The sequence below is a fragment of the Sulfuritortus calidifontis genome (genome assembly GCF_003967275.1).
In the GTDB taxonomy this organism is placed as follows: domain Bacteria; phylum Pseudomonadota; class Gammaproteobacteria; order Burkholderiales; family Thiobacillaceae; genus Sulfuritortus; species Sulfuritortus calidifontis.
The window spans coordinates 252,343-277,331 of record NZ_AP018721.1; the positions used below are offsets into that span (position 1 = coordinate 252,343).

Consider the following 24,989-nt stretch of genomic DNA (forward strand, 5'->3'; position numbering starts at 1 on the left):
GATGGGCGTGCTGAGCCAGTCGCCCTCCCGCCGCCTGCTGGCCGCCCTGGCCGTTTCCCTGCTTCTGCATGTCTGGATCGCCGGCGGCATCAGCCTGCCGGGGTTCGCCGAGATCGAGGCCGAGCCGCCGCCGATCGAGGCGCGGTTGATGGGGCCGGCCCTCAAGCCTGTTCCACCGAAGCCGGCGGTCAAGCCTAAGTCCGCGAGGCGCCCGCCGACATCGCCCATGCCGGCCAGCGAGCCGCTGCCGGTTGCCGCAGAGCCTGTCGCCGAGCCGGCGTCCTCGGACGAAGCCGCCCCCGTCGTCCAAGTCGCCGATACACCCGCCACCCCAGCGGCCGCCCTGCCCGAGGCCTTTCGCATCCGTTATATCGTCCAGGGCAACGAGGGCGGCCTGACCCTGGGCCAGCTCGATCACGTCTGGCGCCGCAGCGGCGAGCAGTACTCGCTGGTCGGCGTCGCCCGGGCGACCGGGCTGTTCGCCCTGTTCTATTCCGGCCTGCTCAGCCAGACCAGCAACGGCCGCATCGCCGCCGAGGGCCTGCGGCCGGAGAGCTATTGGATGCAGCGGGGCAAGAAGAGCTATACCGCCGCCTTCGACTGGGGCCGCGCCTCGGTCCGCCTGGGTGGGCCCTACGGTGCGCTGCCGGTCGCGGCGGGGGCGCAGGACTACCTGAGCGTGGTCTATCAGCTGGCCTTGTTTGCCCGACCGGCGTCCGGCACGGTGGTGGTGGTCAACGGAAAGCGGGCCAAGGAATATCGCTATCAGGAACTGGGCCGCGAGCTGATCCGGCTGCCGCTGGGCGAGATCGAGGCCATCCACCTGCGCATCGGCCAAGGTGGCGAGGAGGACGACATGGAGTTGTGGCTGCGGGCGCAGCCGCCACAGCTGCCGGTGAAGATGACCCTGGTCGACAACAAGGGCCGCACCGGCGTGCTGCTGGCCGAGGCGATCGAGTGATTAGTCGGTAATGCCGATGGCGGCGCGGGTGCTCATGGCCAGTTCCAGCGCCGCTTCCACCGTCGGGGCCAGGCAGTTGTAGTGGCCCATCTTGCGGCCCGGCCGGGCCTCGGCCTTGCCATAGAGATGCAGGTGTATGCCCGGGTGCTTGAGCAGTTCCAGCCAGCGCGGGCCGTGGGTCCAGACATCGCCCAACAGGTTGACCATGACCACCGGCGACAGCAGGCGGGTATCGCCCAGCGGCAGGCCGGCCAGGGCGCGCACCTGCTGCTGGAACTGGTCGCAGACCGTGGCATCCAGGGTGTAGTGGCCGCTGTTGTGCGGGCGCGGCGCCATCTCGTTGAACACGATGCGGCCGTCCTTGAGGACGAAGAACTCCACGGCCAGCACGCCGACGTAATTCAAGCCATGGGCGATTCGGCTCGCCATGTCGCGCGCCTTGGCGGCGACGGCCTCGGGCACCCGGGCGGGCACGATGCTGATGTCGAGGATGCCGTTGCGGTGCTGGTTCTCCGCCACCGGGAAGACGGCGATCTCGCCCTGGGCATTGCGTGCCAGCACCACCGAGACCTCGCGCTCCAGCGGCAGGAAGCCTTCGAGCAGGCAGGGTACCGAGCCCAGCTGTTCATGCGCAGCGACCAGTTCGTCCAGGCTGTTCACCCGCACCTGACCCTTGCCGTCGTAGCCCAGGCGGCGGGTCTTGAGCAGGGCGGGGGCGCCGATCACCGACCAGGCGTGGACCAGGTCGCCACTGTCTTCGATGTTGGCGAAGGGCGCGGTTTCGCAGCCGAATTCGCGCGCGCGGGTTTTCTCCGAGAGGCGGTCCTGGGCCACGGCCAGGCAGTCGGGGGAGGGCGCGACCGGGCAGCGCGCGCTCAAGAACGCCAGGCTCTCGGCCGGCACGTTCTCCCACTCGGTGGTCACCGCGTCGCAGGTCTCGGCCATGCGCTGCAAGGCATTCGGGTCGCGGTAGTCGGCGCACAGATGCTCGTCGGCCATCTGGCCGGCCGGGCTGGTGAAATCGGGGTCGAGCACCACCACCCGATAGCCCATGGTGCGGGCGGCGATGGCGAACATGCGGCCGAGCTGGCCGCCGCCGAGCACGCCCAAGGTGGCACCGGGTAGCAGCATCAGGCCTCCGGCAGTTGCATCGCCAGCACGGTCTCGGTCTGGCTCTTGCGGAAGGCGGTGAGCTTGTCGCGGATGCCGGCGTCCTCGTTGGCCAGCAGCGCGGCGGCGAACAGCGCGGCGTTGGCGGCGCCGGCCTCGCCGATGGCGAAGGTGGCGACCGGAATGCCCTTGGGCATCTGCACGATGGAAAGCAGCGAGTCCATGCCTTTCAAGGCCTTCGACATCACCGGCACGCCGAGCACCGGCAGGTGGGTCTTGGCCGCGACCATGCCCGGCAGGTGGGCGGCACCGCCGGCCCCGGCGATGATGCATTTCAAGCCCCGTTCGGCCGCCGTGCCGGCGTAGTCGAACAAGAGGTCCGGGGTGCGGTGGGCCGAGACCACGCGCTGCTCGAACGGGATGCCGAATTGCCGGAGCAGGTCGGCGGCGTGGCGCAGGGTGTCCCAGTCGCTGGTGCTGCCCATGATCAGGCCGACGAGAGGCTGGGACGCCGAGGACGATTTGGACATGGCGGGCTCGCGAAAAAGCCGTTGGCAAAGGCGTAATGATACCGGCCCCGCCCGGCCGCATCAAAAAGCGGGACGGGGCGGTCTGGTCAGAAGGGCAGCTCGAGGTCGGGCCGGGCGGCCAGCAGGACCTGGCGGAAGGCCGCCTGGATGCGGGCGATCGCCGCTTCGCTGTCGGCCTCGAAGCGCAGCACGATCACCGGTGTGGTGTTGGAGGCGCGCATCAGGCCGAAGCCGTCGGGGTATTCCACGCGCAGGCCGTCGATGGTGATGACGTTGGCGCCCTCGAACTTCGCGCTTTTTTGCAGCTGCTCGATCAGGGCGTGGGGTTCGCCCTCCTGCATCTTGATCTGCAGCTCCGGCGTGTTCACCGTGTCGGGCAGGCCGTGCAGGGTGGCATCGATGTCGGCCTGGCGCGACAGGTATTCGAGCAGGCGGGCGCCGGCATAAAGACCGTCGTCGAAGCCGTACCAGCGCTCCTTGAAGAACACGTGGCCGCTCATCTCGCCGGCGAGCAGGGCGCCGCTTTCCTTCATCTTGGCCTTGATGAAGGAGTGGCCGGTCTTCCACAGCACCGGCTTGCCGCCGCGCTGCTCGATCCAGGGATAGAGCTTGCGGGTGGATTTCACGTCGAAAATGATCTGGGCGCCGGGGTTGCGCGACAGCACGTCGTCGGCGAACAGCATGAGCTGGCGGTCGGGATAGATGATGTGGCCGTCCTTGGTCACCACGCCCAGGCGATCGCCATCGCCGTCGAAGGCCAGGCCGATCTCGGCATCGCCGGTTTTGAGATGCGCGATCAGATCCTCCAGGTTCTTCGGCACCGAGGGGTCGGGGTGGTGGTTGGGGAAGTTGCCGTCGACCTCGCAGAACAGTTCCTCCACCTCGCAGCCCAGGCCGCGGTAGAGCGCGGGCGCGAAGGCGCCGGGCACGCCGTTGCCGCAGTCGACGATGATCCGCATCGGCCGGGCGAGTTTCACGTCGCCGACGATGCGCTCGATGTAGGCCTGCGCGATGTCCTGCTGACGGTAGCCGCCGCTGCCCGAGGCGAGGTCGCCCTGCTCCAAGCGCCGGCGCAGGGCCTGGATGCTCTCGCCCGACAGGGTCTCGCCGCCCAGCACCATCTTCAGGCCGTTGTAGTCCGGCGGGTTGTGGCTGCCGGTGACCATGACCGCGGAGTTGGTGCCGAGGTGGTAAGCGGCAAAATAGGTCATCGGCGTGGCGACCATGCCGACGTCGATCACGTCGATGCCGGCGGCCTGGATGCCGCGGGCCAGGGCGGCGGCCAGGCGCGGGCCGGACAGGCGGCCGTCGCGGCCGATGACGATGGCGGTCTGCTTGCGGGCCGCGGCCTCGGAGCCGATGGCGCGGCCGATCTGCTCGACAGCGTCCTCGGTCAGCGTCTGGTCGACGATGCCGCGGATGTCATAGGCCTTGAAGATGGATGCGCTGGGTAAGGACATGCTGTTCTCCCTGTGGATGGGAGGATTGTAGCGCGAGCGCCGAGAACAAAAGCCGGGGGAAACCTCAGGACGAAAAAAAGCGGCATCGGTTGCCCGATGCCGCTGGAAAAACCGCCATTGCGGCGGTCAGGGAGGTTCGTTAAACCGTCATGAACATGATATCAAATTTAGGACGGGAAGATCAGTAATCAACCGCATTCTTGAATAGTCCAATCAGACTACTTCGATGTCTTTTTAAGAATCTACACCATAGCCGAAGGCTCGGCTATGAGACAGGCTCTTAGGGCGAAACCTAGTGCAGAAATGGGTTGGCCCGTGGTGCTTCCGCCACAGCCACCACGGCGGGCGAGGCGTGGTGCAGGATCAGGCGCCAGCCGCGATCGCCGCGGCGGTAGACGTTGGTCGCCAGCATGGGCGGCCGTGGCTTGTCCTCGCTGCCGACCTGGATGTGCTCGTAGAGCACGCTCACGGCCAAGTCGCCCGATTCGCTCAATTGCACCGGTTCGCGGGTGAAGCGCAGTCGTAACTCGCTGGCAAACACTTCCTGCCAGCTGCGACCGACCTCGGCCAGGCCGGTAATAACCTTGCCCATGGGATGGATACACGCGATGTCCGGTGCGTTATCCCATACCTGCATCATGCCGACGAGATCGGCCTGCTCGAAAGCCGCGTAGAAGGCGGCCTCCGCGGCCTCGGGGGTGTCGAAGCGGGGTAATGCGGCGGTCTTCATCGTCTTGCTTTTCTGGCGAACGCCCTCATAAAATCCTGACTTACCTCTCCGGAAACGGATCCTTTCCTGTCGCCGACGGTGACGGGGCACTGCGAGTCATCATGTCCGATCTTACTGCCCTGCTGGAAAAATACAGCAAGCCGGGGCCGCGATACACCTCCTATCCGACGGCCCCCTACTTCCACCCCGGCTTCACCGAGCAGGACTGGCGTGCCGAGTTGGCGGCCTCGCAGGATCCGAGCCGCGGCCTGTCGCTCTACTTCCACATCCCCTTCTGCGACACGCTTTGCTACTACTGTGGTTGCAACATGGTGGCGACCGGCGATTACGCCAAGGCGACGTCCTACCTCGATTACCTGGAGAAGGAGATGGCCACGGTGGCGGCCATGGCCGATCCCGCCCGCCAGGTCGAGCAGTTGCATTGGGGCGGCGGCACGCCGACCTATCTCAAGCCGGCCGAGATCCGGCGCCTGGGCCAAGCCATCCGCCAGCAGTTCAAGATCGCCGACGGCGCCGAGATGGGCTGCGAGGTCGATCCGCGCGAGCTGACGCCGGAGCATTTCGCCGCCCTGCGCGAGGTCGGCTTCAACCGCCTGTCCATGGGCGTGCAGGATCTCGACGCGCGGGTACAGAAGGCGGTCAACCGCATCCAGCCGGCGGCGCTGATCGACCAGGTCTATGCCTGGGCCCGCGAATACGGCTTCGGCAGCATCAACATGGACCTGATCGTCGGCCTGCCACACCAGACCGTGGAAAGCTTCGGCAAGACCCTGGACCAGGTGCTCATCTGGTCACCCGACCGCCTGGCGGTGTTCTCCTATGCCCACGTCCCTTGGCTGAAGAAGCACCAGAAGCTGATCGACGAGACCGCGCTGCCCAACTTCGCCACCCGGCTGCAACTGCAGCAACTGATCTACGACCGGCTGGGCGCCGCTGGCTACGTCAACATCGGTCTCGACCACTTCGCCAAGCCGACCGACGAGATGGTCAAGGCGCAGGTCAGCAAGACCCTGTGGCGCAACTTCCAGGGCTATACCACCCACAAGCACTGCGACATCTACGCCTTCGGGGCCTCGGCCATCAGCCAGACGCCGGAGGTCTATTTGCAGAACGAGAAGAACGTGAAGGCCTACCAGGCCAAGGTGCAGGCCACCGGTCTGGCGGTCGAGCGCGGCCTGCGCCTGTCGCGCGACGACCAGATCCGGCGCGACGCCATTACCAAGGTCATGTGTGACCTGGAGCTGGACCAGGCGGAATTCGAAAAGCGCTGGGGGGTGAACTTCGGCGATTACTTCGCCGATGCCCTGGCCGACCTGGAGCCGATCCAGGCCGACGGCCTGGTGCGGCTGGAGTCGGGCCGGATCGCCGTGACCGACAAGGGCCGGCTGTTCCTGCGCAACATCGCCATGTGCTTCGACGCCTACCTCAGGCAGGCGGACACCGAGAAGCCGCGTTACTCCCGAACCGTGTAAGGTTCAGTGGTGGTGGCCGACGACCGGGCCGCCCTTGAGCCGGTACAGCGTGCCGCAATACGGGCAGCGGGCCTCGCCCGTCTGCTCGACCGGCAGGAACACCCGGGGGTGGGCGTTCCATACCGTCTCCGCCGGCAGCGGGCAATGCAGCGGCAGGTCCTTCTCGGTGACTTCGACAACACGCGCAGTGTGCAGGGTCTGGCTCATAGCCGGTCCTTTCAGACGTGGGACAGCCAATCGGCGTGCTTGGCCGAGCGGCCCTGCACGCAGTCGAAATACATCGCCTGCAGTTGGGTCGTGATCGGCCCGCGCGTGCCCGCGCCGATGCTGCGGTTGTCCAGCTCGCGGATCGGGGTGACCTCGGCTGCGGTGCCGGTGAAGAAGGCCTCGTCGGCGGAGTAGACCTCGTCGCGGGTGATGCGCTTCTCGATCACCGGGATGCCCAGCTCGCCGGCGAGCTGGATGATGGTGTCGCGCGTGATGCCTTCCAGGGCGGAGGTGAGATCGGGCGTGTAGAGCTTGCCGCGGCGCACGATGAAGATGTTCTCGCCCGAGCCCTCGGCCACGAAGCCGTCGACATCGAGCAGCAGGGCCTCGTCGTAGCCGTCGTGCTCGGCCTCGCGGTGGGCCAGGATGGAGTTCATGTAGTTGCCGTTGGCCTTGGCCTTGCACATGGTGATGTTGACGTGGTGCCGGGAGAAGGACGAGGTCTTGACCCGGATGCCCTTCTCCAAAGCCTCCTGGCCGAGATAGGCGCCCCAGGGCCAGGCCGCGACGATGACGTGGGTGGACAGGGTCTTGGCCGAGATGCCCATGGCCTCGGCGCCGTAGAAGGCCATCGGCCGCAGGTAGCCGGACTCCAGCTGGTTCACCCGCACCACTTCCTTCTGCGCGGCGTTCAGGGTCTCCTTGTCGAAGGGCATCTTCATGCCCAGGATGTGGGCCGAGCGAAACAGGCGGTCGGTGTGGTCCTGCAGGCGGAAGATGGCCGGGCCCTTATCGGTCTTGTACGCGCGTACGCCTTCGAACACCCCCATGCCGTAGTGCAGAGTGTGGGTCAAGACATGGGTGGTGGCCTCGCGCCAGGGCACCAACTTGCCGTCGTACCAGATGAAACCGTCGCGGTCGGCCATGGACATGATGCAAAACTCCTAGAAATACGGCGAAAAACGGCATTTTACCGTATTCGACCGCGGCGCCGAACGGGGCGCATTTTCAGGGTCGGGAATAAACCGGGGACTGGGGGTGTTTACCCCATGCAAGCCAACTTGCGATCGAATCACCCATTCAATCTAGGAGGTTTTATGCGACTGACTCATTCCCTTCTGGCCACCGGCCTCGGTCTGGCCCTGCTGGCCGGTAGTGCCCATGCCGATCACCACACCCCGGCCAAGGTCATGGGCGGCGTGCTGACCAATGCGGCCGGCATGACGCTGTACACCTTCGACAAGGACCCGGCCGGCGCCGGCAAGAGCGTCTGCAACGGCGACTGCGCGGTGAAATGGCCGCCCTTGAAGGCCGGCGCCTTCGACAAGGAGGTCGGCGACTACCAGGTCATCGTGCGCGACGATGCCGACCGGCAGTGGGCCTACAAGGGCAAGCCGTTGTACCTTTGGATCAAGGACCAGAAGCCAGGCGACATGACCGGCGATGGCGTCAACAACGTCTGGCATGTGGCGAAGCCCTGAGTGAACCGGCAGAACGAGCTGATCCAGCACATCCCCCGACTGCGCCGCTATGCCCGGGCGTTGGCGGGGGACGCCGCTCGCGCCGACGATTTGGTCCAGGACACCCTGGAGCGGGCGCTGGTCAAGCTCGATCTCTGGCGGCCGGGCAGCGACCTGCGCGCCTGGCTGTTCACCCTGATGCACAATCTCTTCATCAACCAGCTGCGCGCCAACGGCCAGGTCCATTGCGAACTGGACGAGGCCGCCGATGTCCCGGTCAGCGGCGGCCAGGTCGAGGCCCTTGCCGTGCGCGACATCCATGCCGCCTTGGGCCGCTTGTCGACCGAGCAGCGCGAGGTGATCCTGCTGGTCGGCTTGGAACAATTCAGTTACGCCGATGCGGCGCGGGTGCTGGGCCTGCCGCTCGGCACGGTGATGTCCCGCTTGTCGCGGGCGCGTGAACGTTTGCGGGAAATCATGGAAGGCCAAACCGTTGTGAAGTTGCAGGTGGTGAAATGAGCGAGATCAGGGAAGACGAGCTGCACGCCTATGTCGATGGCCGGCTGCCGGACGAGCGCCGGGTCGAGGTCGAGGCCTGGCTGGCTGTGCACCCCGAGGACGAGGCGCGGGTGCGGGCCTGGCAGGCGCAGAACCGCAGCCTGCACGAGGCCTTCGATGCGGTGCTGAACGAGCCGCTGCCGCTCGAGCTGGTGCGCGCGGCCAACCCGGGCCGTCGCCATGCGCGGCCGGCCTGGCGTGTCGCAGCGACGGTGGCGGCCCTGAGCTTTACCGGCCTGATCGGCTACGGCATCGGCGTCTCAACTCAACCTGCCAACATGCAGTACGCGGCGCTGCCGCGCGATGCCGCCCTGGCCCATGTCGTGTTCAGCCCGGAGCAGCGGCACCCGGTCGAGGTCGAGGCGCGGCATGCCGACCACCTGGTGAGCTGGCTGTCCAAGCGTCTGGGCCATGAGCTGCATGCCCCCGATTTCCGCGCCCAGGGCTTCGAGCTGCTGGGCGGGCGTCTGCTCGCGGGCCAGGGCGGGCCGGTGGCGCAGTTCATGTACCAGGATCCACAGGCCCGTCGGGTCACGCTTTATGTCCGGCGCGACGGCGCCGGGCAGGCGGAGACCGGCTTTCGCCACGCCCGCGAGGATGGGGTCGAGGTCTTCTACTGGGTCGACCGCGACCTGGGTTACGCCCTGTCCGGTGTCATCGACAAGGCCGAGATGGGCCGGCTGGCTGATGCCGCCTATCACCAGATCGGCCAGTAGAGCCATGCCTGCGGTTTGACAGGTCGGCGGCTTTTGGTCACATTCGGCGCTGTTCAAAACAATAAGCCGGCTTGCGCCGGGCGATCGCGATGCCAGGGATGTTCGACCATCAAGATGCGTTGGAACGGCTGGATTCCAATGCCGACCTGATCGAGAAGCTGGGCTATCTGCACCAGATGCTGAGGGAGCGCTTCCCCTTTCTCGACCGCATCGCCTGCGCCATCCACGACCCCAAGACCGACCTGCTCAAGACCTTCATCAGCAGCGGACCGGACACGCCGCTGGCCCATTACCAGGCCAAGTTGGCGGAGTCGCCCTCGCTGCTCGAGATCGTCGAGGCCAAGCGGCCGCGGGTGGTGAACGACCTGGCCATCTTCCGCTTCAGCCAGCACGACCATGCCCGAAAGATCGACGCCGCCGGCTACCGCGCCAGCTATACCATGCCCATGTACAGCCGGGGCGAGTTCTTCGGTTTCGTCTTTTTCAACTCCTTCGAGAAGGACGTCTTCACCGAGGAGGCCTTGCACCAGATCGACCCCTTCGGTCACCTGATCTCGCTCACCATCATCCAGGACCTGAGCGCCCTGCGCACCCTGCTCGCCTCGGTCAAGACCGCGCGCGACATGATGCACGCGCGCGACTCCGAGACCGGCTCCCACCTCGACCGGATGTCCCGCTATGCCCGGCTGATCGCCCGCAGCCTGGCCGATCGGTACGGCCTGAACGACGAGCAGATCGAGCACATCTTCGTCTTCTCGCCCCTGCACGACGTGGGCAAGATCGGCATCCCGGACGGCATCCTGCTCAAGGCCGGCAAGCTGACCGAAGAGGAATACGAGGCGATGAAGCAGCACGCCGCCCACGGCCGTGAGCTGATCGACGCCATGCTGGGCAATTTCGACCTGGGTCAGCAGCCGCACATCGATGTCCTGCGCAACATCGCCGAACTGCACCACGAGGCCTACGACGGCAGCGGCTATCCCCATGGCCGCAAGGGCGACGAGATTCCGATCGAGGCGCGCATCGTCGCCGTGGCCGACGTGTTCGATGCCCTGACCAGCCGCCGGCCCTACAAGGCGGCCTGGAGCAACGACGAGGCCTTCGCCCTGCTCAGGCAGCTGAGCGGGGCCAAGCTCGATCCGGATTGCGTCGAGGCCCTGATCGCCAACCGCGCCGAGGTGGAGGAAATCCAGCGGCGGTTCAGCGAAGACCCGCTCGGCGCCTGAGCCAGGCCGCGCTCCCTCCCCGCTGGCGGGGAGAGCTGGGGTGGGGAGAATGCCTTCCCCTCCCTTCCTCCCCCATAAATGCACCCTGATGGGCATAAAGGGGAGGGGACACAGGACACATTGCCGTTTAACAGGCCGTTGAAAAACTACTGCGGTGGGCCATCTGCGGCGTTGCGCGGTGTTGGCTTCGGCCGCTTCGCTTAACATCGGCTACGCCGATCTTAGCCTGCGCCAAAACTGCGTTTTGGCTTCGCCGAAACTTCGTTTTCGCTCCCTCGCCTATCTGCTTGATATGTGGCTGCGCCGAAATTCACTTCGTTCGTTTTCTCGGTCGCTGCGCCCCAATCGCCTTGCATCTGGCCATCCTCGCTACGTTTTTCAACGGCCTGTAAAGGTGTCACGCCTCGAACGCCGCCTGCCACAATCGTTTCACCGCCGCCGCCGGCTCGGCCGCCAGCGCCGGCGCCACCCGGGCATAGTCCTCGCCCTGCAGCTTCACCGCATGCTGCAGGCGGCGCAGTTCGCGATAGGCATCGGCCGCCGGCAGGGCGATTTCGCCCGGCAGCAGGCCGAGCTCGCTGGCGCGCTTGAGCAGGGCGATGTTGCCGATATTGGCGGTCATCTCCGGGTGGGCGGCGGCCTCGGCCAGGATCAGGAACTGTACGGCGAACTCCAGATCGACCAAGCCGCCGGCGTCGTGTTTGAGGTCGAACAGCCCGCTCGGGTTGGGGTGACCCTCGTGCATCTTCTGCCGCATCTCCAACACCTCGGCCTTCAGCCTGGCCCGGTCGCGTGTCTGGCAGAGCACGGCCTGGCGGATCGCGGCGAACTGGCGGCCGACCTCGGCATCGCCGCAGACAGGGCGGGCGCGGGTCAGCGCCTGGTGCTCCCAGGTCCAGGCCTGGTTCTTCTGGTAGTCCTCGAAGGCCGCGGTCGAACTGACCAGCAGGCCGGCGGCGCCGTCCGGCCGCAGCCTGAGGTCGGTCTCGTACAGATGGCCGGCCGGGGTCAGGGTGGAGAGCCAGGTGTTCAGGCGCTTGGCCAGCTTGGCATAGATCTCCTGGGCATCGGGATGGGCATCGTCGTAGAGGAAGACCAGGTCGAGATCGGAGGCGTAGCCCATCTCCTTGCCGCCCAGCTTGCCGTAGGCGATCACCGCGAAGGCGGGCTGCGCGCGGTGCCTGCCGGGCAGTCCGGCCCAGACCAGGTCCAGGGTCTCGGCCAGGATCAGGTCGGCCAGATCGGCCAGGTGGTCGGACAGCTTCTCGATGGTCCACAGTCCGGCCAGGTCCTGGGCCAGCAGGCGGAAGGTCTCGGCCTGCTTGAAGTGGCGCAGCTCGTCCATCTGGCGCTCGACATCGCCGGCGAAGCCCGCCAGGCGCTGGTGCAGCTCGGCCCGCTTCTGCGCCCAGTCGGGCGCGGCGAACAGGGCGCGGGCGTCGAGCAGTTCGTCCAGAAGATGCGGCTGGCGGCTGAGGTACTGCGCGGCCCACGGGCTGGCGCTGAGCATCTTGGCCAGCTGGTTCAGGGTCTGGGGATATTCGCGCAGCAGGGCCAGATAGGGCGCACGACGGCCGATCGCCTCGAGCAGGGCCAGGATGCGGGCGAGGGTCGTCTCGGCGTTGGGGAAATGGCCGGCCAGCTCGATCAGGGGCGGCAGCAGGCCGTCGAGCGCGGTCTTGCTGTCGGCCGGCAGTTGCAGGTAACGCTGGCTGCGGCGAAAGGCGAGCAGCTGATCGAGGGCGGCCTTGGGTTCGCGGTAGCCCAACTCTGCGAGCATGGCCTCGGCCGCCGCCTCGGGCAGCTCGCACAGCCCGGCCAGGGGGTGGCTGGACTGGTCCTCCTGGGGCGCACCGAAGACCTGCTCGAACTGGCCGCTGACCCGGCGCCGCAAAGAATCGAGCCGTTTCAGGAATTCGCCGTAGTCGGCGAAGCCCATGGCCTGGGCCAGCAGGGCCTGCTCTTCCGGGCTGTGGGGCAGGGTCTGGGTCTGGGCGTCGTCCCGGTATTGCAGGCGGTGTTCCAGATTGCGCAGGAAGACATAGGCCGTCTCCAACTCGGTGGTGATCGCCTCGGGCATCAGGTCGAAGGCGGCCAGCTGGTGCAGGATGGCGCGGGTGGGGCGGGCCTGGAGCGAGGGCAGCTTGCCGCCGCGGATCAACTGGAAGACCTGGGCGATGAACTCCACCTCGCGGATGCCGCCGGGACCGAGCTTGATGTTGTCGGCCATGTCGCGCCTGGCCACTTCGCGCCGGATCTGGGCGTGCAGCTCGCGCATGGCCTTGAGCGCGCCGAAATCGAGGTATTTGCGGAAGACGAAAGGCAGGCGCAGGGCCTCCAGCTCCTCGATCCGCTCGCCGGTCAGCGCCCGGGCCTTGATCCAGGCGTAGCGTTCCCATTCCCGGGCCTGGGTGTAGAAATAGTCCTCCAGCATGGCGAAGCTGGAGACCAGCGGCCCGGAGTCGCCGTAGGGCCGCAGGCGCATGTCGACCCGGAACACGAAGCCGTCGGCGGTCGGCTCGCCGATGGCGTTGATCAGGCGCTTGCCCAGGCGGGTGAAGAATTCGAAGTTCGACAGCTTGCGCGTGCCGTCGGTCTCGCCGTCCTCCGGGAAGACGAAGATCAGGTCGATGTCGGACGAGGCGTTGAGTTCAAAGCCGCCGAGCTTGCCCATGCCGACCACGATCAGCCGCTGGGGCTGGCCCTGGCCGTCGAGCGGCTGGCCGTGGACCGCCGCCAGATCGGCGTGCAGCCAGTCCGCGGCCTGCTGCACGGCCAGCTCGGCCAGCTCGGTCAGGCTGCGGGTCACCTCGGCCAGGTCGGCCCGGCCCGAGAGGTCGCGCACGATCAGCCGGCACATGACCTCCTGGCGCAGCCGGCGCAGGGCCTGTTTCAGCCCGGCCTCGTCGGTCCAGGACCGCTCGGCCAGCCAGGCGGCCATCTCGGCCCGGCTGACGGGCTGCTCCAGCCGGGCCTCGAGTCCTGCCCGCAGCTCGGGATTGGCCACCAGCCGCCCCTGCAAATAGCGGCTGTATCGGCTGGCGAGATCGATCGATTCTTGCGGCGAAGGTATAGGCATAAAATAATGGCGTTTTCAGAATGGGTGACTTGGGTGACATTATTCACCCGGGCAGCCCACACCGGAACCCGCAGGAGAAAGCGTCCATGAGCACCATCGAATCCGTCTTGCAAGAAAACCGAGTCTTCCCGCCGTCGGCCGCCTTCGCCGCCCAGGCCAATGTCGCCGGCATGGCGGCGTATCAGGCCCTGGTGGCCAAGGCGGCGGCCGACTACGAGGGATTCTGGGCCGAGCTGGCGCGCCAGCATATCACCTGGAGTAAGCCCTTCAGTCAGGTGCTGGACGAATCCAATGCGCCGTTCTACAAGTGGTTCGCCGACGGCGAGCTCAACGTCTCCTACAACTGCCTGGACCGTCACCTGCCGGCCCGCGCCGACAAGACGGCGCTGATCTTCGAGGCCGACGACGGTACGGTGAGCAAGGTCACCTATCAGGAGCTGTATCATCGGGTCTGCCAGTTCGCCAACGGCCTGAAGAGCCTGGGCGTGCAAAAGGGCGACCGGGTCATCATCTACATGCCGATGAGCGTGGAGGCCGTGGTCGCCATGCAGGCCTGCGCCCGCATCGGCGCCATCCATTCCGTGGTGTTCGGCGGCTTCTCGGCCAAGGCCCTGCACGAGCGCATTCAGGATGCCCGGGCCAAGGTGGTGGTCACCGCCGACGAGTCCCTGCGCGGCGGCAAGGCCGTGCCGCTCAAGGCGGCGGTGGACGAGGCCATGGCCATGGGCGATGTCGACAACGTGCAGAAGATCGTGGTCTACCGGCGTTCCGGCGCCGCCGTGCCGATGCAGGCTGGGCGCGACCTCTGGTGGCACGACCTGGTCAAGGGCCAGGCCGACAGCTGCGAGGCGGTGCCGATGAACGCCGAGGACCCGCTGTTCATCCTCTACACCTCGGGCTCCACCGGCAAGCCCAAGGGCGTGCAGCATGCCACCGGCGGTTACCTGCTCGGCGCCATCCTGTCCATGCAATGGGTGTTCGACGCCAAGCCCGACACCGACGTCTACTGGTGCACCGCCGACGTCGGCTGGATCACCGGCCACACCTATGTCGCCTACGGCCCGCTCGCCCTGGGCATGACCGAGGTGATCTTCGAGGGCGTGCCGACCTACCCCTCGGCCGCCCGCTTCTGGGAGATGATCGCCCGGCACAAGGTCACCACCTTCTACACCGCGCCGACCGCGATCCGCTCCCTGATCAAGCTGGGCGCCGACCTGCCCCGCCAGCACGACCTCTCCAGCCTGCGCCTCCTGGGCACCGTGGGCGAGCCGATCAACCCCGAGGCCTGGATGTGGTACTACGAAGTGGTCGGCCAGTCGCGCTGCCCCATCGTCGACACCTGGTGGCAAACCGAGACCGGCTCCAACATGATCTCGCCCCTGCCCGGCGCCACCCCGATCAAACCCGGTACCTGCACCCTGCCGCTGCCCGGCATCATGGCCGAGATCGTCGACGAGACCGGCCACCCGGTGCCCCAGGGTTCGGGCGGCATGCTGGTGATCAAGCGGCCCTTCCCCTCGCAGCTGCGCACCCTGTGGGGCGATCCCGAGCGGTTCAAGAAGACCTACTTCCCCGAGGAGCTGGGTGGCAAGACCTATCTGGCCGGCGACTCCTCGCGCCGAGACGAGGACGGCTATTTCTGGATCATGGGCCGGATCGACGACGTGCTGAACGTGTCCGGCCATCGCCTGGGCACCATGGAGATCGAATCGGCCCTGGTGGCCAACCCTATGGTGGCCGAGGCCGCGGTAGTGGGCAAGCCGCACGAGATCAAGGGCGAGGCGGTGGTCGCCTATGTCGTGCTCAAGCGCGCGCGGCCGACCGGTGAAGAGGCGAAAAAGATCGTGGCCGAGCTGCGCGACTGGGTGGGCAAGGAGATCGGCCCCATCGCCAAGCCGGACGAGATCCGCTTCGGCGACAACCTGCCCAAGACCCGTTCGGGCAAGATCATGCGCCGCCTCTTGCGCGCCATCGCCAAGGGCGAGGAGATCACCCAGGACGTCTCGACCCTAGAAAACCCTGCGATCCTGGAGCAACTCAAGGAGGCGGTGGCGTGATCGTTCCGGCGGGGCTTTCGATGGCGCCACAGTTCGCAGGGTTTCGGCGCAGGCGAATGCCGGGTAGGGTCGGCGTTCAGCCCGCGCAAGCGGGCGGCCGTAGCCAAAACCCTGCGATCCTGGAGCAACTCAAGGAGGCGGTGGCGTGATCGTTCCGGCGGGGCTTTCGATAGCGCCACAGTTCGCAGGGTTTCGGCGCAGGCGAATGCCGGGTGGGGTCGGCGTTCAGCCCGCGCAAGCGGGCGGCCGTAGCCAAAACCCTGCGATCCTGGAGCAACTCAAGGAGGCGGTGGCGTGATCGTTCCGGCGGGGCTTTCGATAGCGCCACAGTTCGCAGGGTTTCGGCGCAGGCGAATGCCGGGTGGGGCCGGCGTTCAGCCGCGCAGCGGCGGCCGCAGCCAGAACCCGGCCATCCTCGACCAGCTGAAAGAGGCCGTGGCGTGAGTGCGCCGGAAGCAGGCAATCGCCGCCGGCTTCCGCGCGGGCCGCTCTGGGTCATCCTGGCCGCCCTGCTGCTGGTGGCCTGGGCCCTCTGGCAGGTGCGCCAGCCGTCGCGGCCCCTGCCCGAGGTGCCGCCGAGCAAGGCGATCCCGGCCGATCTGCCGCATCCGCAGGATCCGCGCCGGCAGCAGCCCGAGCCGGGCCCCGCACAAAAACCTTGACCGCTTGACAGGGAGGCGCCGTGAAAACCGATAGCCAGTACTTCAAATTCGTCGCCGGCCTGTTGAAGCTGATGGTGGACAAGGGCGGTTCCGACCTCTTCGTCACCGTCGGCGCGCCGCCGTCGATCAAACTGCACGGCGAGATGACTCCGGTGAACAACACCCCGGTCACGCGCGAGCAGGCCGAGGAACTGGTCGCCTCGGTGATGAACGACAAGCAGCGCCAGGAATTTCAGGAGACCCACGAATGCAACTGGGCGATCAGCCTGGAGGGCATCGGCCGGTTCCGGATGAACGCCTATGTCCAGCGCAGCTCGCCCGGCATGGTCTGCCGGACCATCAATACCACCATCCCCAACTTCGACGAACTGGGCCTGCCGCCGGTGTTGAAGGAGGTGATGATGGAAAAGCGCGGCCTGGTGCTGATGGTGGGCGGCACCGGTTCGGGCAAGTCGACCAGCCTGGCCGCCATGCTCGACCATCGCAACGTCAACTCCAAGGGCCACATCATCTCGGTCGAGGATCCGATCGAGTTCGTCCATCCGCACAAGGGCTGCCTGGTGATGCAGCGCGAGGTGGGGGTGGATACCGACAGCTGGTTCGCCGCCCTGAAGAACACCCTGCGCCAGGCACCGGACGTGATCCTGATCGGCGAGATCCGCGACCGCGACACCATGGACTATGCCATCGCCTTCGCCGAGACCGGCCACCTCTGCCTGGCCACCCTGCATGCCAACAACTCCAACCAGGCGCTGGACCGGATCATCAACTTCTTCCCGATCGACCGGCGCGACCAGCTGCTGATGGACCTCTCGCTCAACCTCAAGGCCCTGGTCTCCCAGCGGCTGATCCCGAAGAAGGGTGGCGGCCGGGTGCCGGCGGTGGAGATCATGATCAACTCGCCGCTGATCTCCGACCTCATCCTCAAGGGCGATGTACACGAGATCAAGCCGATCATGGCCAAGTCGCGCGACCACGGCATGCAGACCTTCGACCAGGCCCTGTTCGACCTGGCCATGGCCGGCCAGATCGAGCGGGAGACCGCCCTGCGCTACGCCGATTCCTACAACGAGCTGCGCCTGATGTTCAAGCTGCACGGCGGCGGCGAGGGCGACGAGGACGACAAGACCAAGGACCTGTCGATCGTCTGATCCGGCGGGGCGATAACCCTGGCTGGGCCAAGGTTGACCCTGCCCGGCCAGCGGCCGACAATAATCGGTCCTATTGCCTTCCTGCCTGGAGAATCAAGTGAGTGATGCCGAACTGACCAAGGAGCAGCAGATCCTGCGCGCCATGCGCAAGACCCTGGGCTCCATCGTGAAAGATGCGGCGCCGCGCGATGGCGAACCCAGCCCCCTGTCGGAGGCGACGGTGGAGAACATCCGCATGTGTTTCGGCCTGATCGCCAGCCGCGAGGCCGAACTGGCCGAGGCCCTGGGCCTGTCGCGCAACGAACGGCCGTTCTACTCCGACGAGGAGCCGAACGCCAAGGTGCTGCAGTTCAGCCCGACCAGCGGCAAGAAACCCAACTGATGGCCGAATCCGTCGCCAACCTGGTCTCCGATGCCGAGGGCCAGGTGGTCAGCACCGTCTATTGCGTGATCTACGCGCCCAAGGTGGGCAACCGCAGCCGCTTCCCAGAGGGCGTGGTCACGGTGCACGAGTCCGAGGCTGCCGCCCGGGCGGCAGCCAGGCCCGAGGCCGGCTACCACGCCGCCATCGCCTCCGGACCTTCCCGTTCCTCCGAAGGTTTCCGCTTGTTCTATCTGGTGCGCTGGCTGGACTGACCGGCGCCCCGCCATTGTCTGGTCGCCGGCCGACGTCAATAATGCTTTCTGTCAGCCGGAGCCGACCCGGCACGCTTATCCATCAACCACAGGAAGCCATCATGAGCGACGCATTGGATTATCTGGTCAAGGTGCGCGGCGACGCGCTCGGGCACTACTTCAAGTTCCTCAAGGATGCCGGCAAGCATCTCGACCCCAAGACCCGCGACCTGATCTCGATCATCACCAAGGTCCACGCCCAGACCGAGGGCGGTTTCAAGCAATACCTGACCCGGGCCCTGCGCGAGGGCTGCACCCCGATGGAGGTGATCGACGCCTTGCTCATGGCCTTCCCCGCCCTGGGGCTGGCCAAGATCGTCTGGGCGACCGAGATCCTGCTCGAGATGGACCTGCCGGAATTCTCGCCCGAGCTGATCAACGCCAAGCCGGAATGGCGCGACGTCATGGCGCTGGCCGACATCGCCGACGGCGAGGTCAAACGGGTCGATTGCGGCGCCCGCTCGGTCTTCGTCTATCGCGCGGGCGAGACCTTCAAGGTCTACGATTCGCATTGCCCGCACCAGGTCACCAACATCCCCCACCTGGCCTGCGAGGGCAAGACGCTCACCTGTCCCAAGCACCACTGGAAGTTCGACATCACCACCGGCGCCTGCATCGAGAAGGGCAAGCATCCGCTCAAGGAATTCGCCAGCAAGGTCGAGGGCGGTCGCCTGCTCGCCTGGTGGTGAGTCCTGCCCCGCCCGCCATTGCGGGTGGGGCCGATACCGGTTACAAATGCCGGACGGCAGGATATCAACGCAAACAACCATCGAGGGGACAAGATGAACCAATTGCTCGCGCCCGGCATGGCCTTCCTCGGCCGCTTCAGCTATCCCATCAAGTTCTTGATCCTCGGGGTCATCGCGGTCATCCCCATCGTCTACCTCACCTTCCTCGGCCTGGTGCCGCTGATGGATGCGGCCAAGATGGCGGCCACGGAGATGACCGGGGTGCGCTACATCGAGGCGGCCAAGCCTCTCTTGGCCAGCGTGCAGCAGCATCGCGGCCGTTCCAGCGGCTATCTGTCCGGCGACGACGCGGTCAAGCCCAAGATGGACGAGCAGGCGGCCAAGGCCGAGGCGGCGATCCAGGCCCTGGAGGCCCTGGATGCGGAAACCGGCGGCAATGAGGAACTCGGCCGGCGGCTGGCCGAGATCAAGGCCAAGTGGGCCGATGTCCACCAGAAGGCGCACAGCCGTGCCTTCACCCCGAAGGAGAGCTTCGTCGCCCATTCGGCGGTCACCGCCCTGATCCAGGCCTACATGGAAGATGCGGCCCACGAATACAAGCTGCTGCTCGACCCGGTCGAGGCCAGCTTCTTCCTGCAGGATGTTGCCGCGGTCCAGGCGCCGGCTCTGACCGAGGTGCTGGGCAAGATGCGGGCGATGATGACCGGCATCCTCACCCGCAAGGTCATCACCCCGGAGGAGAAGGCGGAAGTGGCCAGCCTCGCCGGCCAGATCGAGCTCATCCACAGGCGGGTGGTGAAGGGCGTCGAGCACGCGATCGAGGCCAAGGCCGATTTGAAAGAGGCCCTGAGACCTAAGCTGGAGACGCTGACCCCGGCGCTGCAGAAGCTGATGGAAACGACCCGGCGCGAGGTGGGTGCGACCGAATTTGCCCTGAGCGGCCAGGACTACTTCAAGGAGGCGACGGCCGTAGTGGACCTGGCCGCCGTGGTGTCTAGCGCGGCCTCCGAGCAGCTGCACGGCATGTTGGAGGCGCGCGTCCGCAAGGATCATGCGGCACTCTACAGCGCTGCGGCCATCGTGACGGCCCTGATGTTGCTGCTGATGTATTTCACCACGGCCATGCGCGCCACCATCATCCAGGCGGTGAACGTGGTCAACGACGGCACCGCCAGGATGGCGGCCGGCGATTTCACCCGGCCCATTGTCCTGGACACCCGGGACGAGATGGGCGAGATCGCGGCCGACATCAACCGGGCGCGCGAGGCCCTGGCCGGACTGATCGCCGAGGTACGGCGTACCGCCGACGAGGTGGCCCGCGATGCCGGCGAGGTGGCGGAAGGGGCGCGGCAGATCGCCATCGCCGCCGGCGAGCAGAGCGAGGCGATCTCCTCCTCGGCCGCCGCGGTGGAAGAACTCACGGTGGCGATCACCCACGTTGCCGACCAGACCGAGGAGGCCAACCGTACCGCCGACCAGGCCAACAGCCTGGCCGAGGATGGCCGCCGGGTGGCCGATCGCGCCAGCAACGGCATGACCGCGGTGGCTGAATCGGTGACGGCCACCGCCCATCAGATCGAGGGGCTGAATGCCCGCGCCGTCGAGATCAGCGGCATCGTCCAGGTGATCAAGGAGATCGCCGATCAGACCAACCTCCTGGCGCTCAACGCCGCCATCGAGGCGGCCCGGGCCGGCGAGCAGGGCCGCGGCTTCGCCGTGGTGGCCGACGAGGTGCGCAAGCTGGCCGAGCGCACGGCGGGCGCGACGACCGAGATCGGCAGCATGATCGAAGCCATCCAGCAGGAAACCCATGGCGCGGTCGACAGCATGGAGGCGAACAGCCGCAAGGCTCAGGAAGGGCGCGCCATCGTGACCGACGTCTCCGGTGCCCTGGGCGAGATCATGCAGGCGGCGCAGGCTGTGCTCGACCGGGTCGAGGAGATCACCAGTGCCTCGCGGGAACAGAAGGCGGCCAGCACCGAGATCGCCCAGAGCGTGGAGCGCATCGCCCAGATGACCGAGGAGAACAGCGCCAGTGCCAAGCAGGTCTCCAGCGCGGCCGGGCACTTGGGCAACCTTGCCGGCACCTTGAAGACCGAACTCGACCGCTTCCACGTCTAGCGGCCGGCAGCCGGTCAGATAGGATGGCCACGGACGGGGTCTTCCTTTTTGGCTCAGCCCTGGCCGAAGCGCTCCAGCCAGAGCAGGCCCATCACCGTCTTGCCCTCGCAGATGCGGCCGTCGCCGACCATGGCCAGGGCCTCGGTCATGGGGATGCGCAGGATCTCCAGGAACTCGTCGTGGTCCGGGTCGTCGCCGATGTGCTTGAGACCGCTCGCCCGGTAGAACACCAGTCGTTCGTCGGAGTAGCCGATACAGGGATAGAAGGTGGCCAGATACTGCCAGGCATCGGCGGCATAGCCGGTTTCTTCCAGCAGCTCGCGCTGGGCGCACTCCAGCTCGCTCTCGTTCGGGTCGAACTTGCCGGCGGGCAGTTCGAGAAAGTCGCGGCGCAGCGGGTAGCGATGCTGGCGTTCGAGCAGGATGTCGCCGTTGTCGAACACCGGGATGATCACCGCCGCACCCGGGTGGATCAGGTATTCCCGGCTCGATTCCTTGCCGTTGGGCAGTTTCACCCGGTCGAGCTTGGCGTGCAGCAGCCGGCCCTGGTAGACGGTGTCGGAACTCAGGGTGTGTTCGGTCAGGTCGGGTTTGCTCATGTCGGCGGTCCTGCGGGGAAAGGCTCAGTATAACCAGCCTGTTGGCCTGGCCGGCGCGGTGGCGTTAGCATAATCCCTTCCGGCCGCTCGTCGGCCGCCGCTTGCAGCGCAGACCAAGGAGACCGCCATGCCGCAAACCAAGATTCTGCTCGACGAGTCCGACATCCCCAGCCACTGGTACAACGTGGTGGCGGACATGCCCAACAAGCCGGCGCCGCCGCTGGGTCCGGACGGCAAGCCGGTGGGGCCGGAGGCGCTGGCGGCCATCTTCCCTATGGCGCTGATCGAGCAGGAGGTCTCGGGCGAGCGCTGGATCCCGATTCCGGAGGCGGTGCGCGAGGCCTACCGCATCTATCGGCCCTCGCCCCTGTTCCGCGCCCATCGCCTGGAGGCCGCGCTCGGCACCCCGGCCCGCATCTACTACAAGTACGAAGGCGTCTCGCCCGCCGGCTCGCACAAGGTCAATACCTCCATCGCCCAGGCCTGGTACAACGCTCAGGCCGGGGTGAAGCGACTGGCCACCGAGACCGGCGCCGGCCAATGGGGCAGCTCGCTCGCCCTGGCCGGCCAGATGTTCGGCATCGAGGTGCGGGTCTACATGGTCAAGGTAAGCTACGACCAGAAGCCATTCCGCCGTTCCATGATGCAGACCTGGGGCGCCGAGGTGCTGGCCAGCCCGACCAACCTCACCGAGTCCGGCCGCAAGATTCTGGCCCAGGACCCGAACTCGCCCGGCAGCCTGGGCATCGCCATCTCCGAGGCGGTGGAGGAGGCGGCCTCGCGGCCCGACACCAACTACGCCCTGGGTTCGGTGCTCAACCACGTCTGCCATCACCAGACCATCATCGGCTTGGAGGCGAAGAAGCAGTTCGAGAAGGTGGGCGAGTATCCGGACATGGTCTTTGCCTGCTGCGGCGGTGGCTCCAACTTCGCCGGCGCCGCCTTCCCCTTCCTGGCCGACAAGGCGGCGGGCAAGCAGGTGCGCCTGGTCGCGGCCGAGCCCACCTCCTGCCCGACCCTGACTCGCGGCCACTACGCCTACGACTTCGGCGATGCCGTCGGCCTCACGCCGATGATGCTGATGTACACCCTGGGCCACGACTTCGTGCCGCCCGGCATCCACGCCGGCGGTCTGCGTTACCACGGCGATTCGCCGCTGGTCTCCCAGTTGTACAAGGAAGGACTGATCGAGGCGGTGGCGGTGCCGCAGCTGGCCACTTTCGAGGCCGGGGTGACCTTCGCCCGGGCCGAGGGCATCATCCCGGCACCCGAGTCCTGCCACGCCATCCGCGCCTGCCTGGACGAGGCCCTGCGCTGCAAGCAGACGGGGGAGCCCAAGGTGCTGTTCTTCAACCTCTCCGGCCACGGCCACTTCGACATGGCCTCCTACGACGCCTATTTCGCCGGCAAGCTGGAGGATTACGCCTACCCCGAGCACGAGATCGAGGCGGCCCTGCATCGGCTGCCCAAGGTCGCGGCCTGAAGTTAGGCCAGGCATGAAAAAGGCCGCCTCTCGGGCGGCCTTGTTTTTCGGCGGGTTATTTCTTCAGGGCATCGCGAATCTCGCGCAGCAGCAGGATGTCTTCCGGTGTCGGCGGCGGAGCGGCCGGCGTGATTGGTTCAGGACGCTGCAGCCGGTTGATCGCCTTGATCGCGACGAAGATAGCCAGGGCGATGATGGTGAAGTCGACCAGGGCGTTGATGAAGGCGCCGTACTTGATCAAGGGTGCGCCGGCCTTCTCCGCCTGCTCCAGGGTCTCGAAGGTCTTGTCGCCAAGGTTGATATAGAGCTGCTTGAAATCGACCTCGCCGAGCAGCTTGCCCAGGGGCGGCATGACGATGTCCTTGACCAGGGAATCGACGATCTTGCCGAAGGCGCTGCCGATGATGACACCGACCGCCAGGTCGATCACGTTGCCGCGCATGGCGAAGGCCTTGAATTCCTGAATGAACGACATGGCTGCCTCCTCACTGGTTGGGGGTGGCCCGATTCTGCCACCGGCCAGCAACCGGGACTAGCGACGGCAGAAGCGGTGGTAGAGGAAGGACTGGCTGGCGCCGCTCGGGGTGCGGTGCCGTTCGGCGCGGGTCTCGAACAGGCGGAATTTTTCGCCCAGGGTCTCGGCCAGGGTCTCGGCACTGTAGCGCACCACCGGCAGGTTGCTGCAGCGATCGGGGCCGTCGGGCGCGAAGGCGGCGATGATCACCTGGCCCTGCGGGCTCAAGTGGCGGTCGGGCAGGGCATCGACCAGGCGGCAGGCGCCGCCGCCGACATCGAGCACGCGGGCGTCGGTGCCCAGACCGCTCGCCGCGATCAGCTCGAGCGAGAGTGTGGGCGAGGCCTGGTGCCAGCTCACCGCTTCCAGTCGATTGTCGCGATAGACCCGCTCCCAGTGGGCCTTGCGCACGTCCGTCATTCAGTCGCCGCTCTTGCCACGGACGTTGATGCCGGCCTGGCCGGCGAATTCGAGCATGCGATTGATCGAGTGCACGGCGCGGGCGCCGACCTCGGCCGGGACGTGGATCTCGTTGTGGCCGGTGGTCAGGGCCTGCTCCAGCCGGCTCAGCCAGTTCATCGCCATCCACGGGCAGTGCGCGCAGGAGATGCAGGTGGCGCCGCGGCCGCCGCTGGGCGCCTCGAGCAGGAGCTTGTTCGGCGCCACCTCGCGCATCTTGTGGAAGATGCCGATGTCGGTGGCGACGATGAAGCTGGGGTTGGGCAGTTGTTGCACGGCCTTGATCAGCTGGGTGGTCGAGCCGACCACGTCGGCCAGGGCGACCACCTCGGCCGGCGATTCGGGGTGGACCAGGATGGCGGCCTCGGGGTGCTGGGCCTTGAGCTCGCGGATGCCGTCGGCCTTGAACTTCTCGTGCACCACGCAGGAACCTTGCCACAGCACCATGTCGGCGCCGGTGGTCTTCTGCACGTAATCGCCCAGGTAACGGTCTGGCGCCCAGATGATCTTCTCGCCCTGGTCCTTCAGATGCTGCACCACCGGCACGGCGATGCTGGAGGTCACCATCCAGTCGGCCCGCGCCTTCACCGCGGCCGAGGTGTTGGCGTAGACCACGACGGTGCGGTCCGGGTGCCGGTCGCAGAAGGCGGCGAACTCGTCGGCCGGGCAGGACAGGTCGAGCGAGCACTCGGCATGCAGGTCGGGCATCAGCACCCGCTTTTCCGGGTTGAGGATCTTGGCCGTCTCGCCCATGAAGCGCACGCCGGCCACGATAATGGTCTTGGCCTTCGAGGCATGGCCGAAGCGGGCCATCTCCAGCGAGTCGGAGACGCAGCCGCCGGTCTCGATGGCCAGGTCCTGCATCTCGCCCGCGGTGTAGTAGTGCGCCACCAGCACCGCGTCCTGCTCCTTCATCAATTGCTTGATGCGGGCCTTGAGCGCGTCACGCTGATCGGGCGTGAGCTGTTCCTCCTCGATCGGAGGCACCTCGCCGACCGGATGCGCGGCCGGCGGAATGATGGTTTGCAGGGCAGCCATGGGATGCATGTTCAGGGGATCTGACGGGATTT

Annotated in this window: 25 protein-coding genes; 14 read left to right on the forward strand and 11 right to left on the reverse strand. The window is 66.7% G+C overall.

The window, feature by feature from the left end:
• Position 1 precedes the first annotated feature (1 nt).
• Positions 2–961: a DUF3108 domain-containing protein gene (locus EL388_RS01335; RefSeq protein ID WP_126458521.1), complete on the forward strand. Its 960-nt coding sequence runs from the start codon at positions 2–4 to the stop codon at positions 959–961.
• Here EL388_RS01335 and EL388_RS01340 read toward each other — a convergent pair whose 3' ends face one another.
• From EL388_RS01340 to EL388_RS01355, 4 genes are all read right to left on the reverse strand, one after another.
• On the reverse strand, positions 962–2,092 hold the full coding sequence (locus EL388_RS01340; RefSeq protein ID WP_126458523.1) for a 5-(carboxyamino)imidazole ribonucleotide synthase: 1,131 nt from the start codon (positions 2,090–2,092) through the stop codon (positions 962–964). It lies immediately after the preceding gene.
• A complete protein-coding gene (purE, locus tag EL388_RS01345) occupies positions 2,092–2,601 on the reverse strand; it encodes a 5-(carboxyamino)imidazole ribonucleotide mutase (protein ID WP_126458526.1) in 510 nt (169 codons plus the stop codon). The genes EL388_RS01340 and purE overlap by 1 nt, the downstream gene beginning before the upstream one ends.
• Positions 2,602–2,687: 86 nt before the next feature.
• A complete protein-coding gene (locus EL388_RS01350; protein ID WP_126458529.1) occupies positions 2,688–4,061 on the reverse strand; it encodes a phosphomannomutase/phosphoglucomutase in 1,374 nt (457 codons plus the stop codon).
• 292 nt (positions 4,062–4,353) lie between these two features.
• Positions 4,354–4,791 carry a YybH family protein gene (locus EL388_RS01355; RefSeq protein WP_126458532.1) on the reverse strand — a complete coding sequence of 146 codons (438 nt, stop codon included), beginning with the start codon at positions 4,789–4,791 and terminating at the stop codon, positions 4,354–4,356.
• A 101-nt stretch (positions 4,792–4,892) separates the two neighbouring features.
• Between EL388_RS01355 and hemN the strand changes: the two genes are divergently transcribed.
• Entirely contained in the window at positions 4,893–6,263 is a 1,371-nt protein-coding gene (gene hemN / locus EL388_RS01360; RefSeq protein WP_126458535.1) for an oxygen-independent coproporphyrinogen III oxidase, read from the forward strand.
• A gap of 3 nt (positions 6,264–6,266) precedes the next feature.
• On the opposite strand, the gene EL388_RS01365 is transcribed toward hemN, so the two are convergent.
• Together EL388_RS01365 and EL388_RS01370 are read right to left on the reverse strand one after the other, a co-directional pair.
• Positions 6,267–6,470 carry a zinc-finger domain-containing protein gene (locus EL388_RS01365; protein ID WP_126463960.1) on the reverse strand — a complete coding sequence of 68 codons (204 nt, stop codon included), beginning with the start codon at positions 6,468–6,470 and terminating at the stop codon, positions 6,267–6,269.
• Positions 6,471–6,481: 11 nt separating this feature from the next.
• Complete coding sequence (locus EL388_RS01370) at positions 6,482–7,402, reverse strand: branched-chain amino acid transaminase (RefSeq protein WP_172599374.1); 921 nt, start codon at positions 7,400–7,402, stop codon at positions 6,482–6,484.
• Positions 7,403–7,567: 165 nt separating this feature from the next.
• Between EL388_RS01370 and EL388_RS01375 the strand changes: the two genes are divergently transcribed.
• The 4 genes from EL388_RS01375 (at position 7,568) to EL388_RS01390 (ending at position 10,430) form a co-directional block, all read left to right on the forward strand.
• Positions 7,568–7,951 (forward strand): COG4315 family predicted lipoprotein, encoded by a 384-nt coding sequence (locus EL388_RS01375; protein WP_126458538.1) that lies wholly within the window; start codon positions 7,568–7,570, stop codon positions 7,949–7,951.
• Complete coding sequence (locus tag EL388_RS01380) at positions 7,952–8,449, forward strand: RNA polymerase sigma factor (protein ID WP_126458541.1); 498 nt, start codon at positions 7,952–7,954, stop codon at positions 8,447–8,449.
• Positions 8,446–9,204 (forward strand): anti-sigma factor family protein, encoded by a 759-nt coding sequence (locus tag EL388_RS01385; RefSeq protein ID WP_126458545.1) that lies wholly within the window; start codon positions 8,446–8,448, stop codon positions 9,202–9,204. The genes EL388_RS01380 and EL388_RS01385 overlap by 4 nt, the downstream gene beginning before the upstream one ends.
• 98 nt (positions 9,205–9,302) lie before the next feature.
• Positions 9,303–10,430: an HD-GYP domain-containing protein gene (locus tag EL388_RS01390; protein WP_126458548.1), complete on the forward strand. Its 1,128-nt coding sequence runs from the start codon at positions 9,303–9,305 to the stop codon at positions 10,428–10,430.
• A gap of 397 nt (positions 10,431–10,827) precedes the next feature.
• Here EL388_RS01390 and glnE read toward each other — a convergent pair whose 3' ends face one another.
• A complete protein-coding gene (glnE, locus tag EL388_RS01395; RefSeq protein ID WP_126458551.1) occupies positions 10,828–13,509 on the reverse strand; it encodes a bifunctional [glutamate--ammonia ligase]-adenylyl-L-tyrosine phosphorylase/[glutamate--ammonia-ligase] adenylyltransferase in 2,682 nt (893 codons plus the stop codon).
• 86 nt (positions 13,510–13,595) lie between these two features.
• Here glnE and acs point away from each other — a divergent pair, with 86 nt between their 5' ends.
• From acs to EL388_RS01430, 7 genes are all read left to right on the forward strand, one after another.
• Positions 13,596–15,566 (forward strand): acetate--CoA ligase, encoded by a 1,971-nt coding sequence (gene acs / locus EL388_RS01400; protein WP_126458554.1) that lies wholly within the window; start codon positions 13,596–13,598, stop codon positions 15,564–15,566.
• Positions 15,567–16,006: 440 nt separating this feature from the next.
• Positions 16,007–16,228: a hypothetical protein gene (locus EL388_RS01405; RefSeq protein ID WP_126458557.1), complete on the forward strand. Its 222-nt coding sequence runs from the start codon at positions 16,007–16,009 to the stop codon at positions 16,226–16,228.
• Positions 16,229–16,248: 20 nt separating this feature from the next.
• Positions 16,249–17,379, forward strand: coding sequence for a PilT/PilU family type 4a pilus ATPase (locus EL388_RS01410; protein ID WP_269470952.1), 1,131 nt, complete (start codon positions 16,249–16,251; stop codon positions 17,377–17,379).
• Positions 17,380–17,476: 97 nt separating this feature from the next.
• Positions 17,477–17,761 carry a hypothetical protein gene (locus EL388_RS01415; protein WP_232019152.1) on the forward strand — a complete coding sequence of 95 codons (285 nt, stop codon included), beginning with the start codon at positions 17,477–17,479 and terminating at the stop codon, positions 17,759–17,761.
• A complete protein-coding gene (locus EL388_RS01420) occupies positions 17,761–18,015 on the forward strand; it encodes a hypothetical protein (protein ID WP_126458560.1) in 255 nt (84 codons plus the stop codon). Before EL388_RS01415 ends, EL388_RS01420 begins: the two co-directional genes overlap by 1 nt.
• Before the next feature lie 101 nt (positions 18,016–18,116).
• The gene (locus EL388_RS01425; protein ID WP_126458563.1) at positions 18,117–18,743 is read left to right on the forward strand and encodes a Rieske 2Fe-2S domain-containing protein; all 627 of its coding nucleotides are present in this window, start codon (positions 18,117–18,119) and stop codon (positions 18,741–18,743) included.
• 93 nt (positions 18,744–18,836) lie between these two features.
• Positions 18,837–20,864 carry a methyl-accepting chemotaxis protein gene (locus tag EL388_RS01430; protein WP_126458566.1) on the forward strand — a complete coding sequence of 676 codons (2,028 nt, stop codon included), beginning with the start codon at positions 18,837–18,839 and terminating at the stop codon, positions 20,862–20,864.
• Positions 20,865–20,917: 53 nt separating this feature from the next.
• Here EL388_RS01430 and EL388_RS01435 read toward each other — a convergent pair whose 3' ends face one another.
• A complete protein-coding gene (locus tag EL388_RS01435; protein WP_126458569.1) occupies positions 20,918–21,463 on the reverse strand; it encodes an NUDIX domain-containing protein in 546 nt (181 codons plus the stop codon).
• A gap of 127 nt (positions 21,464–21,590) precedes the next feature.
• Between EL388_RS01435 and EL388_RS01440 the strand changes: the two genes are divergently transcribed.
• Complete coding sequence (locus EL388_RS01440) at positions 21,591–22,946, forward strand: TrpB-like pyridoxal phosphate-dependent enzyme (RefSeq protein ID WP_126458572.1); 1,356 nt, start codon at positions 21,591–21,593, stop codon at positions 22,944–22,946.
• 55 nt (positions 22,947–23,001) lie between these two features.
• On the opposite strand, the gene mscL is transcribed toward EL388_RS01440, so the two are convergent.
• The 3 genes from mscL to nadA are packed head-to-tail and all read right to left on the reverse strand — an operon-like array spanning position 23,002 to position 24,957.
• Positions 23,002–23,421 carry a large conductance mechanosensitive channel protein MscL gene (gene mscL, locus EL388_RS01445; RefSeq protein ID WP_126458575.1) on the reverse strand — a complete coding sequence of 140 codons (420 nt, stop codon included), beginning with the start codon at positions 23,419–23,421 and terminating at the stop codon, positions 23,002–23,004.
• 57 nt (positions 23,422–23,478) lie between these two features.
• The gene (locus EL388_RS01450; protein ID WP_126458578.1) at positions 23,479–23,880 is read right to left on the reverse strand and encodes a hypothetical protein; all 402 of its coding nucleotides are present in this window, start codon (positions 23,878–23,880) and stop codon (positions 23,479–23,481) included.
• Positions 23,881–24,957, reverse strand: a complete 1,077-nt coding sequence (gene nadA, locus EL388_RS01455) for a quinolinate synthase NadA (RefSeq protein ID WP_197721809.1) — start codon at positions 24,955–24,957, stop codon at positions 23,881–23,883. It lies immediately after the preceding gene.
• Positions 24,958–24,989 lie beyond the last annotated feature (32 nt).